The organism is Streptomyces sp. NPDC037273, assembly GCF_055603625.1.
Map to the genome: position 1 here is coordinate 264,380 of NZ_JBVJVO010000007.1, position 11,559 is coordinate 275,938.

Here is an 11,559-nt window from a genome sequence, read left to right on the forward strand (position 1 = left end):
CCGACTCTGCCCGCGCCGGGCCCCACGGTCCATCGAATGTTTCCGAGGGTGCTTTTCAGTTCTGCTGAACGGTTTCCCGGGCGGCCGCCGCCTGCCGGAGCGCGGCGAGCACCCGGGACACGGCCGGGCCCTCCTCCGCGCCGCGCCGGACCGCCGCGACGACATGACGGCGCGGCTGGTCGGCGGAGAGGACCCGCATGACGACACCGGCGCCGCCCCGGCGCTCGGCCGAGGCCATCCGGGGCACCAGGGCGATCCCCATCCCGGCCTCGACCATGGCGAGGATCGCGGTCCAGCCGGAGGCGCTGTGGGCCTGCTCCGGCACGAAGCCGGCGGCCTCGCAGGCGGCGGTGGTGATCTCGGACCAGGGCCCCGAGCCGCCGAAGATCCAGGGCTCGGCGGCGAGGTCGGCGAGCCGCAGCCCGGGGGCGTCGGCCAGCGGGTGGCCGGCCGGCAGGGCCACGTCCAGCGGGTCGGCGAGCAGCGGCACCCGGCTGAACTTGGGGTCGCGCACCGAGGGCGCGTGGGCGGCCAGCGACAGCGCCAGATCGGCCTGGTCGGCCACGAGCAGCTCGTACGCCTCCGCCGCCTCGGCCTCCCTGACGTGGACGTCGAGCCCCGGGTGCGCGGTGCGCAGCTGCCGTACGGCGGGGACGACCAGCGCGGGCACGGACGTGGAGAACGCCGCCACCCGCACCTGTCCCGCCTCGCCGCGCAGATAGCCGTCGAGCTCGGCGTCGGCGCGCTCCAGCTGCGCGAAGACCACTTCCGCGTGCCGCAGCACGAGATGGGCGGCGTCGGTGAGCCGGACGCGGCGCCCCTGCGCTTCGAGGAGCCGCACGCCGAGCTGCTTGGAGAGGTTGGTGAGCTGCTGCGACACGGCCGAGGGGGTCATGAGCAGGGCCTCCGCGGTCGCGGTGACGGTGCCGCGGTCGCGGAGGGTACGGAGGATCCGGAGCTTCTTGATGTCCCACTCGGTCATGGGGCGCAACCTACCTGGGGGTCCTCTCCGGGGAGGAACTCAGCGCCACGCCGCCGAGGATGAGCGCCATGCACGCGATCCCGAGGGCGCCGAGCCGTTCGCCGAGCAGGGCGTAGGACAGGAGGGCGACGCAGACGGGCTGGAGGTAGTAGACGACGCCGGCGCGCGCCGCGCCGATGAGGGCGACCGCCTTGTTCCAGGCGAAGAAGGCGACGGCGGAGGAGAGCACCCCGACGTACAGGAGGGGTCCGGCGGTGCCGGCGCCGAGGGTGAACCCGCCCTGGAGCGCGAGGGAGACGGCGTACGCGGGGGCGAGCATCAGGGCGCCGAGCAGGAAGGTGGTGAAGAGGAACGCGAGCCCGTCGATCTCGGCGGGCTTGCGCTTGAGCAGGGCGCTGTACGAGGCGAAGGACAGGGCCGCGGCGAACATCCACAGGTCCCCGGCGGCGAGGTCGACGGCGAGCGAGCCCTGTCCGACGAGCAGGAGCACCCCCAGCGCGGCGATCAGCATCCCGAGGAGGCGGCGGGCGCCGAGGCGTTCGCCGCCGAGCCGGGCGTAGACCGCCATGATCACCGGCGAGGCGGCCATGATCATGCCCATGTTGGCGGCGGAGGTGGTCAGGCCGGCCTGGTGGACCAGGGTGTTGTAGAGGGTGACGCCGAAGAGCGAGGCGAGGGCGACGAAGCCGAGGTGACGGCGGATCGTCCGCCACTGCCGCAGGAACGGGCGGGCGGCGAAGGGCGCGACGGCGAGCAGCGCGATGATCCAGCGCCAGAAGACGGCCTGGACGGGCGGGACGCTGTCGGCCATGTCCCGGGTCGCGACGAAGCTGCCCGACCAGACGACGGTGGCGAGCAGGGCCAGGAGCACGCCGAGGCCGGCGCCCCGTGCGAGCTTCCTCGCGGGCGCCGGCCTCTCGGTGGTGGCGGTGGTGCGGGTGTCCGTGGTGGTCGTGGTGGTGTCGGGGGCGGTGGTCGGGTGGCGTGCGGTGATCAGCTTCATGCGCCTACCGTCGCACTCCGGAAACCTCCAGGTCCATCGAAACTTCCTGAGCCTTCTTTTCAGTCGAGCTGAACGATCCGGCCTGCGAGACCTGCGCGGCCTCGGGCGCCTTCTTGGCGCGGGGGCTCAACTGGCCGGCCAGGGTGGCGCCGAAGGCGATCACCATGCCGAGGACCTGCACCGGGCCGAGGGCCTGGCCGAGCGCCGCCCAGCCGATGATCGCGGCGGTGATCGGGGAGAGCGGGCCGAGGAAGGTGACCGAGGAGGCGCTCAGCCGCTCGATGCCGCGGAACCAGAGGAAGTAGGAGATCGCGGTGTTGCCGAAGGCGAGGTAGGCGTAGCCGGCCAGGTTGGTGCCGGTCAGGGCCGGCGGGGCGCCCTCGATCAGGAAGGCGACGGGCAGGATGATCAGGCCGCCCGCGGTGAGCTGCCAGCCGGTGAGCGCGAGGGCGCCGACGCCCTCGGGGCGGCCCCAGCGCTTGGTGAAGACGACGCCGGCCGACATGGAGAGGGCCGAGAGGAGTCCGGCGATCACGCCGACCGCGTCGAGCGCGGCCCCGGCCTTGAGGACCACCAGGCTGACGCCGAAGGCGGCGACGATCGCGGTGATCAGGGACTTCGCGGTGGGCTTGTCGCCCAGGAAGAGGGCGGCGAGGCCGACGACGAACAGCGGGCCGACGGAGCCGACGACGGCGGCGACACCGCCGGGGAGCCGGTAGGCGGCGAGGAAGAGGAGCGGGAAGAAGGCGCCGATGTTCAGGGCCCCGAGGGCCGCCGCCTTGCCCCACCAGGCGCCCTTGGGGAGCTTGCGGGTGAGGGCGAGGAGCAGGAGGCCGGCGGGCAGGGCGCGCATCAGGCCGGTGAAGAGCGGCCGGTCGGGCGGCAGGAACTCCGTGGTGACGAAGTAGGTGGAGCCCCAGGAGATCGGGGCGAGTGCGGTGAGTGCGACGACGGCGGCCTTGCGCGACATGACGGTTCCCCCTTGCTGCGGATTCCGGTCCGAGCGGCCCGGACTGGCTTGGCAGTAATTAACTTACCACTAAGCTACTTACTTGCAAGTGGCTTTCTTGCCATCGACCGGAGAGGAAGAGGAGACTGAGCCCATGAAGACGCAGCCCCCCGCCCACGACGCCGTCGACGCCATCGCCGACCAGTGGGCGGCCGTACGCCCCGACCTGGACACCGTGCCGATGGCCGTCTTCGGCCGCATCTACCGGCTGGCCAACGCCATGCGCGGCAAGGTGGACAAGGCGTACGCGCCCTACGGCATGGCCCTCGGGGAGTTCGACGTGCTCGCGACCCTGCGCAGGTCCGGGGAGCCGTACACGCTGTCGCCGCGCGAGCTGACCGCGACGCTGATGATCACCACCGGCGGCATGACGGGCCGTCTGGACAAGCTGGAGAAGGCCGGACTGCTCACCCGCAGCCCGGACCCGAACGACCGCCGCTCGCTGCGGGTCACCCTCAGCGAGCACGGCAAGGAGCTGGTCGACCAGGCCGTCGAGGCCGGTCTCGCCCAGCAGCGGGCCGCCCTGGAGGCCGCGCTCACCCCCGACGAGGCGGCCCAGCTCACCGGCCTGCTCCGCAAGCTGCTCGCGACGACGGTCTGAGACGGCTCGCCCCTCCGGGAGGGGGGGCTCAACGCACGCGAGGGCGCCGCACGGTACGAAACCGTGCGGCGCCCTCGGCGGAGATCAGGAGGCGGTTACGCCTTCTTGGACTTGTCGAGCACCATCACCAGGCCCGCGATGACCAGGAACAGCACCAGCGGGGCCGCCACGAACAGGCCGAGGGTCTCGATGACCTCCAGCTTGGGGGCCGGGTCGTCACCGTCGTCGCGGGTGAGCGCGAGCGCGGGGGACGACATGAGCAGCATCATCAGCGTCGTACCGGCCGCGACAGCACCGGCGCGCAGGGCGTTCTTCTTGTCCACGGCCCCAAAGTAGCGAACACCTAAACGGGCCGCGCGCCCGGGGGTGCCGAACGGGCGTTCTCCGGCTCCGCGCCCCGGTCCGTGCGGACGCGCAGCTCGCGCAGCAGGGCGTGGGCGCGGGGCGAGGCGGCGAGCTGTTCGAGGGTGAGCGGCTGGCCGTCGGGGCCCGCGAGCGGCAGCCGCCAGTTGGGGTACTCGTCCCAGGTGCCCGGCAGGTTCTGCGGCCTGCGGTCCCCCACCGCGTCCGGCAGCCACAGCCCCACCATCCGGGCGGGGGTGGCGAGCAGGAACCGGTGGACGGCCCGGATGCCCGCCTCCTCGTCGCCCGGCCCCTCGGAGAGCAGCCCGAGGCGCTGGAAGAGGCCGAGCCACTCGGCGGTCTCGGCCGCGTCCGCCGCCCGGTCGTGCTCCGGGTCGCCGTCGGTCAGGCCCAGCCGGTGGCGCAGGGCGACGTGGTCGCCGGAGAGCCGGGCGGCGGTGGGGGGCAGGTCGTGGGTGGTGGCGGTGGCGACGCACTCGGGGCGCCAGTCCGCCGGGGCCAGCGGGCGGCCGGTGCCCGCCCAGTCCCGCTCGAACCAGAGCACGGAGGTGCCGAACACCCCGCGCCGGGCCAGCTCCTCCCGTACGCCCGGCTCGACCGTGCCGAGGTCCTCGCCGATGACGAGCGCGCCGGCCCGGTGCGCTTCGAGGACGAGGACGGCGAGCATCGCGTCGGCGTCGTAGCGGACGTAGGTCCCGTCGGTGGGCTCGTGGCCCTCGGGCACCCACCAGAGCCGGAACAGGCCCATGACGTGGTCGATGCGCAGCGCGCCCGCGTGGCGCAGGAGTTCGCGCAGGAGACCTCGGTACGGGGCGTAGCCGGCGGCGGCGAGGGCGTCGGGGCGCCAGGGCGGCAGGCCCCAGTCCTGGCCCCGGGAGTTGAAGGCGTCGGGCGGGGCGCCGACCGACATGCCGGCCGCGAAGGCGTCCTGCTGGGCCCAGGCGTCCGATCCCTCCGGGTGGACGCCGACGGCCAGGTCGTGCACGATCCCGACCGCCATCCCCGCCTCGCGGGCGGCCGCGGCGGCGTCGGCCAGCTGCCGGTCCGTCAGCCAGGCGAGCCGGCAGTGGAAGTCGACCCGGGCGGCGAGCTCCGGGTCGGCGCGCACGGCGGCCTCGGCGGTGCGCGGCCCGCGCAGCTCCTCGGGCCAGGCGCGCCAGTGGTGGCCGTGCCGCTCGGCGATGGCCTGGTAGGTGGCGTGGTCCTCCAGGGCGCGGCCCCGGTCGGCGAGGAAGTCGTGGAAGTCGGCGCGCCGGCCCGGGCCGAGGTCGACGCTCCCGACGACGAGCTCCAGGGCCCGCCGCTTGACCTCCCACACCGCGTCCCGGTCGATCAGGGCGCCCTTGCCGAGGACCCGTTCGCGCAGTTCGGCGGCGTCGGCGAGGATCCGGTCGAGCTCCTCCCGGCGCTCGGGGCCCACCAGGGCGTACTCGGGGATCTCCTCGATCCGCAGATGGACGGGGTCCGGGAAGCGGCGCGAGGAGGGGCGGTACGGGGAGGGGTCGGTGGGAGCCCCGGGCACGCCCGCGTGGAGCGGGTTGACCTGGACGAAGCCGGCGCCGTGCGTGCGGCCCGCCCAGCTCGCGAGTTCGCGCAGGTCACCGAGGTCGCCCATGCCCCAGGAGCGGCTGGAGAGCAGCGAGTAGAGCTGGACGAGCAGTCCGTAGGCGCGCCGCTCGGGCGCGGGCACGCGCGCGGGGCTGACGATCAGGGCGCTGGTGGCGGTGCGTCCGTCGGGGGCCTGGGCCAGGACGGTGTGGACGCCGAGGGGCAGCCGCTCCCAGTCCCGGCCGGTGAGGACGGCGCCCTCCTCGGTGGTGACCCGCAGCCGGGTGCCCGCGGGCAGGCCGTCCGGCGGGCCGAGGGGTTCGCCGCCCCGGTGGTGGACCAGGGTGGGCGGCAACAGGCGGTCCCGGTCGGCCCGTTCCGCCGCGCCGAGGGCGGCGGCGACCGCCTCCGGCGTGGCCGCGTCGACGCCCAGGGCGCCGAGGACGGCGACCACGGTGGCGTCGGGCACGGGCACGGTGACGCCTTCGGAAGGGCTGTACGCGGTGGCGACGCCGTGACGGGCGGCGAGACGGGCCAGGGTCACTTCACACTCCGGGGGACTCCGTGCCACCCGCGCTGCCGGGGGCGGTGGGCTCGCTGGTGAGGGGGGCCGCCTCGGTCAGCGGCGGTTCGCTGGTGAGGGGCGCGGCGTCGGGCAGCGGCGGTTCGCTGGTCAGCGGCGCTCCGCTCGGCGCGGCCTGCTGGGGAACGCGTATCCGTCCGAGGTGGCGGGCGGTCGTGGTCACGGGGGTCTCCCGGTTCGTCTCGACAGGTGAGGCCTGGGCAGGCCCGGGGCGTGCCACTGAGCCCTACCCACCGCACCTCGTTTTACCGGCGGAGCGTGGCGAAGTGACGTCACCTCGCCGACGGCTCGCCGGGCAAAGGCGACACATCGCCCCCTCGCATTGACACGTCCGTCCGGCGGGTGGTGGGCTCGTGACCCACTCGTGACCAACCGGCGGAGCGGCCGGGCCTGTCCGAAGGGAGACCCCGTGCACCTCGGGCGCAGGAAAGGGACCGCGACGGCCGTCGCCGCCGCCGTCATCGGCGGCTTCCTGGGCGGCGCCGCACCGGGCCCGGTGTACGCCTTCCCGGCGGCGGCGCCGGCGGCACCCGGGTCTCCGGGAGCGAGCCCCACGGCCCCCGCGACCCCCGCGCCACCGGCCGTTCCTCCGAACCGGACGGTTCCCGCCCAGCGGACGGGTTCCGCCCGGCACGCGGGTTCCGTCACCACCGCGGCGCCGCCCGCCGTCTGGCCCCGGCCGCAGTCGCTGACGGCCGCCGGGCCCTCCGTGCGCCTCGGGGACGAGGTGACCCTGCTCGCGGACGCGGACGCCGATCCGTACGCGGTGGCGGAGCTGCGGGAGCTGCTCCGGGCCGCGGGGGTGCGGACCGTGCACGCCGGTCTGCCGGGCCGGGGGCCCGTCCTGCGGCTCGCGGGGCCGTCCGGCGAGGGCGCGGAGGCCGCCCTGACGGCCCTGCGGGTGCCGGAGCGGCTGGATCTGCCGCGCGGCGGGTACCGGCTCGCGACCGGTCGCCACCAGGGGCGCGAGACGGTCGTCCTGGACGGGGTCGGCGAGGACGGCCTGTTCCACGCCGTGCAGACGCTCCGGCAGCTCGTCGGCACCGGCCGCGAGGTCCCCGGCGTCGTCGTCCGCGACTGGCCCGGCACGGCCGAGCGCGGCATCACCGAGGGCTTCTACGGCACGCCCTGGACCCTGGAGCAGCGGCTCGCCCAGCTCGACTTCCTCGGCCGCACCAAGCAGAACCGCTATCTGTACGCGCCCGGGGACGACCCGTACCGCAGGGCGCAGTGGCGCGAGACCTATCCGGCCGAGCAGCGGCGGGAGTTCCTGGCGCTCGCCGAGCGGGCCCGCGCCCGCCGTGTGACGCTCGGCTGGGCGGTGGCGCCGGCCCAGTCGATGTGCCTGGCGTCGGGCGGTGACGTGGCGGCGCTGACGCGGAAGGTGGACGCCATGTGGGAGCTGGGGGTGCGGTTCTTCCAGCTCCAGTTCCAGGACGCCTCGTACGACGAGTGGCACTGCGACAAGGACGCCGACGCCTTCGGGCGGGGTCCCGCGGCCGCGGCCGCCGCGCACGCGCGCGTGGCGAACGCCCTGGCCCGGCACCTTGCCGAGCGCCATCCGGGCGCCGAGCCGCTGACGGTGATGCCGACGGAGTACTACCAGGAGGGCGCGACCGCCTACCGCACCGGGCTCGCCCGGGCGCTGGACGCGGAGGTGCGGGTGGCGTGGACGGGCGTCGGCGTCGTCCCGCGCACGATCACCGGCGGCGAACTGGCCGGGACCCGCGCGGCCCTGGGCAGCCGTCCGCTGGTCACCATGGACAACTACCCGGTCAACGACTACGCGCAGGACCGGCTGTTCCTGGGTCCCGCCACGGGCCGCGAGCCGGCCGTGGCCGCCGGTTCCGCCGCCTACCTCGCCCACGCCATGGAGCAGCCGGCGGCCTCCCGCGTCCCGCTCTTCACCGCCGCCGACTACGCCTGGAACCCGCGGGGCTACCGTCCGCGCGAGTCCTGGCGGGCCGCCGTCGACGACCTCGCGGGCCCCGATCCCGCCGTTCGCGCGGCGCTGGGGGCGCTCGCCGGGAACGGCGCCTCGTCGATCCTCGACCCGAAGGGCGAATCGGCCTATCTGAAGCCGCTGCTCGCCGCGTTCTGGTCCTCGCGGACCGCCCCCGGCACCCCGGCGGGCACGGCCGCGCGGGAGCGGGCGGCGCGCGAGCTGCGGGCCGCGTTCACGGTGATGCGCCGGGCCCCGGAGCGGCTCGCGGGCTCCGCCCTCGGCGAGGAGACGGGCCCCTGGCTCGAACAGCTCGCCCGGTACGGCGAGGCCGGCGAGACGGCCGTCGACATGCTGCTCGCCCAGTCGCGCGGCGACGGCGCGGCGGCCTGGCGGGCGCAGCTGGCCCTGGAGCCGCTGCGGGAGGCGCTGTCGGCGGGCCGGGTGACGGTCGGGGCGGGGGTGCTCGATCCCTTCCTCACCCGCGCGGTGGCGGAGTCGGCGGCCTGGACGGGCGCCGACCGCCCGTCCGCGGCGCGGGCCGACCGCGCCCCCGGTTCGTACACGGTGCGGCTCGACCGGGCGCGGCCCGTGGCGGCGCTGACGGTCCTCTCCCGGCCGCGAGAGCCGCGGCCGGGGACGGACGCGCGGGCGGGCACGGACGCGCGCGTGGAGGCGTATGTCCCCGGGGAGGGCTGGCGCCCGCTCGGTCCGCTGGCCGCCTCCGGCTGGACGCAGACCGGTCTGAAGGGCCTGCGGGCCGAGGCGCTCCGCGTGGTGTGGAGCGGCGGGGGGCGGGACCCCGGGGTGCGCTCCCTGGTGCCGTGGTTCGCGGACGGGCCGCGGGCCGGCCTCGCCCTGGCCCGTACGGAGACCGACGCGGAGATCGGCGGTCCCGCGCGGCGGGTGGACGTGGAGCTGTCGGGCCTGCGCGCGGACGAGGTGCGCGGGGCGCTGACGGCGAAGGCCCCGAAGGGGATCGCGGTCCGGCTCCCCAAGGAGGCCGCCGTGGAGCGCGGGGCGCGGACGAGCGTGCCCCTGGAGGTGTCGGTGGGCGCGGACGTGCCGGCCGGCTCGTACCGGGTGCCGGTGTCGTTCGCGGGCGAGGAGCGGGTGCTGACCGTGCGGGCGTTCCCGCGTACGGCCGGGCCGGACCTGGCGCGGGCGGCGAAGGCCTCGTCCTCGGGCGACGAGACCCCGGACTTCCCGGCCGCGTCGGCGGTGGACGGCGATCCGGCGACCCGCTGGTCCTCGCCGGCGGAGGACGGCGCCTGGTGGCAGCTTGAGCTGGCCGAGCCGGCCCGGATAGGGCAGGTGGTGCTGCACTGGCAGGACGCGTACGCCTCCCGCTACCGCGTCCAGGTGTCCGCCGACGGGCGGGTGTGGCGTACGGCGGCGACGGTCACGGACGGCCGGGGCGGCCGGGAGTCGGTCCGGATGGACGCGGCCGGCACCCGCTTCCTGCGGGTGCAGGGGGACGGGCGGGCCACCCGGTTCGGCTACTCCCTCTGGTCGGTGGAGACCTACGCGGTGGCGCCGGAGGACACGGCGGAGGAGCGGCCCGCCCCCTGAGGGGCACGCCGCTCCTGCGCGGGGCCGGGGCCCTTCCCGTACGCCCGTACGCGAAAGGCCCGGCTCAACCCGTCGTCAGCGCCCTCACGGGGGCGTCGGCGACGGAGTCGATCCGGGCCATCACGTCCTCGGCACCGTACGGCTGGAGGTACGGCAGCCAGCGGGGGTCCCGGTGTCCGGTCCCGATGATCCGCCAGGCCAGGCCGGAGGGCGGGGCCGGTTGATGGCGCAGCCGCCAGCCGATCTCGCGGAGGTGCCGGTCGGCCTTGACGTGGTTGCAGCGGCGGCAGGCCGCCACCACGTTGTCCCAGGCGTGCGTGCCCCCGCGGCTGCGCGGGATGACGTGGTCGACGCTGGTGGCGACGCCCCCGCAGTACACGCAGCGCCCGCCGTCGCGCGCGAAGAGGGCTCTGCGGGTCAAGGGAACGGGCCCCCGGTAGGGGACCCGCACGAAGCGCTTCAGTCGCACCACGCTGGGCGCGGGGAGGACTTGGGTCTCGCTGTGCAGGAAGGCGCCGGACTCCTCAAGGCAGAGGGCCTTGTTCTCAAGGACGAGGACGAGTGCGCGGCGGAGCGGTACGACGCCGAGTGGCTCGTACGACGCGTTGAGGACCAGGACATGCGGCACGGATGCCTCCTATGACGCCGGCGGCGCGTGGCTCGCGCCGGGACGAACTGCTCTCAGTTTCTCCTCAGGCCTGGTCGGAGCGCCACCACGTATCGGGATCGGGGTGACGGGCCGGAAGTGTTCTCGACCACATCGGTGTCTCCTCCTCTTACCTGCCTCTTACTTGCCCAGGTGAGGTCGGTCTCTCCCTCGAACACGGCAACAGGACCATGTCCGATGCCCCGTTAGTGTGGAGGGCCTGCGTACGCGAACCTGGAGGTTTCCCCGTGTCCTGGTCCGCCCTAGGGGCTGCCACCGATCCCGAACCCATTCCGGTGACCTTGGACGAGGCGGCGGAGAAGGCGACGAACGCGGCCGGCTGGGTGGAGGAGAACTGGTCCACCTGGCTGAACACCGGCCTGCGCATCCTGCTGATCCTCGTCGTCGCCCTGCTGCTGCGGATGGCCGTCCGCCGAGCCCTGACGAAGCTGATCGAGCGGATGAACCGCTCGGCGCAGGCCGTGGAGGGGACGGCGCTGGGCGGTCTGCTCGTCAACACGGAGCGGCGCCGGCAGCGCTCGGAGGCGATCGGTTCGGTCCTCCGCTCGGTCGCGTCCTTCCTCATCCTGGGCACGGCGGGGCTGATGGTCCTCGGCGCGTTCAACATCGATCTGGCGCCGCTGCTCGCCTCGGCCGGTGTGGCCGGTGTGGCGATCGGTTTCGGCGCGCGGAACCTGGTGACGGACTTCCTCTCCGGCGTCTTCATGATCCTGGAGGACCAGTACGGCGTCGGTGACTCGGTGGACGCGGGCGTGGCCTCGGGCGAGGTCGTCGAGGTGGGCCTGCGGGTGACGAAGCTGCGGGGCGTCGACGGCGAGATCTGGTACGTGCGCAACGGCGAGATCAAGCGGATAGGGAATCTCAGCCAGGGCTGGGCGACGGCGGGCGTGGACGTGACCGTCCGGCCGACGGAGGACCTGGAGAAGGTGCGGTCGGTGATCACCGAGGCGGGCGAGGCCATGGCCAAGGAGGAGCCGTGGAACGAGCGCCTCTGGGGTCCGGTGGAGGTGCTCGGTCTCAACGAGGTGCTGCTCGATTCGATGACCGTCCGGGTCTCGGTGAAGACGATGCCGGGCAAGAAGCTGGGCGTGGAGCGCGAGCTGCGCTGGCGGATCAAGCGGGGTCTGGACGAGGCCGGCATCCGGATCGTCGGCGGGGTCCCGCCGCAGGCCGAGGAGTCGTCGGCCGACCCGACGGCGGGCATGGCGGCGCCTTCGGCGTTCGCCTCGACGACCTCGCCGCAGTCGGCGGCGGCGAGCGCGCTGCCGAAGCCGGACCTCTCCAAGTAG

10 protein-coding genes are annotated in these 11,559 nt (G+C 74.9%); 3 read left to right on the top strand and 7 right to left on the bottom strand.

Going from position 1 to position 11,559, the window contains the following annotated elements; translation table 11 throughout:
• Positions 1-55 precede the first annotated feature (55 nt).
• From ACZ7G1_RS20855 to ACZ7G1_RS20865, 3 genes are read right to left on the bottom strand one after another with little or no spacing between them, the layout of a single operon-like run.
• Entirely contained in the window at positions 56-982 is a 927-nt protein-coding gene (locus ACZ7G1_RS20855; RefSeq protein ID WP_470872917.1) for a LysR family transcriptional regulator, read from the bottom strand.
• Positions 983-992: 10 nt separating this feature from the next.
• Positions 993-1,985 carry a DMT family transporter gene (locus ACZ7G1_RS20860; protein ID WP_470872915.1) on the bottom strand — a complete coding sequence of 331 codons (993 nt, stop codon included), beginning with the start codon at positions 1,983-1,985 and terminating at the stop codon, positions 993-995.
• A gap of 4 nt (positions 1,986-1,989) precedes the next feature.
• Positions 1,990-2,955 carry an EamA family transporter gene (locus ACZ7G1_RS20865; protein ID WP_470872914.1) on the bottom strand — a complete coding sequence of 322 codons (966 nt, stop codon included), beginning with the start codon at positions 2,953-2,955 and terminating at the stop codon, positions 1,990-1,992.
• Between the two features lie 133 nt (positions 2,956-3,088).
• Between ACZ7G1_RS20865 and ACZ7G1_RS20870 the strand changes: the two genes are divergently transcribed.
• Positions 3,089-3,595 carry a MarR family winged helix-turn-helix transcriptional regulator gene (locus ACZ7G1_RS20870; RefSeq protein WP_470872912.1) on the top strand — a complete coding sequence of 169 codons (507 nt, stop codon included), beginning with the start codon at positions 3,089-3,091 and terminating at the stop codon, positions 3,593-3,595.
• 95 nt (positions 3,596-3,690) lie between these two features.
• Here the strand turns inward: ACZ7G1_RS20870 and ACZ7G1_RS20875 are convergent, their stop codons facing one another.
• From ACZ7G1_RS20875 to ACZ7G1_RS20885, 3 genes are read right to left on the bottom strand one after another with little or no spacing between them, the layout of a single operon-like run.
• Positions 3,691-3,918 (bottom strand): hypothetical protein, encoded by a 228-nt coding sequence (locus ACZ7G1_RS20875; RefSeq protein ID WP_351842950.1) that lies wholly within the window; start codon positions 3,916-3,918, stop codon positions 3,691-3,693.
• A 20-nt stretch (positions 3,919-3,938) separates the two neighbouring features.
• The gene (gene malQ, locus ACZ7G1_RS20880; RefSeq protein ID WP_470872910.1) at positions 3,939-6,050 is read right to left on the bottom strand and encodes a 4-alpha-glucanotransferase; all 2,112 of its coding nucleotides are present in this window, start codon (positions 6,048-6,050) and stop codon (positions 3,939-3,941) included.
• A 1-nt stretch (position 6,051) separates the two neighbouring features.
• On the bottom strand, positions 6,052-6,252 hold the full coding sequence (locus tag ACZ7G1_RS20885) for a hypothetical protein (RefSeq protein ID WP_470872908.1): 201 nt from the start codon (positions 6,250-6,252) through the stop codon (positions 6,052-6,054).
• A gap of 246 nt (positions 6,253-6,498) precedes the next feature.
• Here ACZ7G1_RS20885 and ACZ7G1_RS20890 point away from each other — a divergent pair, with 246 nt between their 5' ends.
• On the top strand, positions 6,499-9,603 hold the full coding sequence (locus ACZ7G1_RS20890; protein WP_470872906.1) for a beta-N-acetylglucosaminidase domain-containing protein: 3,105 nt from the start codon (positions 6,499-6,501) through the stop codon (positions 9,601-9,603).
• A gap of 64 nt (positions 9,604-9,667) precedes the next feature.
• Here ACZ7G1_RS20890 and ACZ7G1_RS20895 read toward each other — a convergent pair whose 3' ends face one another.
• Positions 9,668-10,231 carry an HNH endonuclease gene (locus ACZ7G1_RS20895; RefSeq protein ID WP_366305888.1) on the bottom strand — a complete coding sequence of 188 codons (564 nt, stop codon included), beginning with the start codon at positions 10,229-10,231 and terminating at the stop codon, positions 9,668-9,670.
• A gap of 266 nt (positions 10,232-10,497) precedes the next feature.
• Here ACZ7G1_RS20895 and ACZ7G1_RS20900 point away from each other — a divergent pair, with 266 nt between their 5' ends.
• Complete coding sequence (locus tag ACZ7G1_RS20900; protein ID WP_470872904.1) at positions 10,498-11,559, top strand: mechanosensitive ion channel family protein; 1,062 nt, start codon at positions 10,498-10,500, stop codon at positions 11,557-11,559.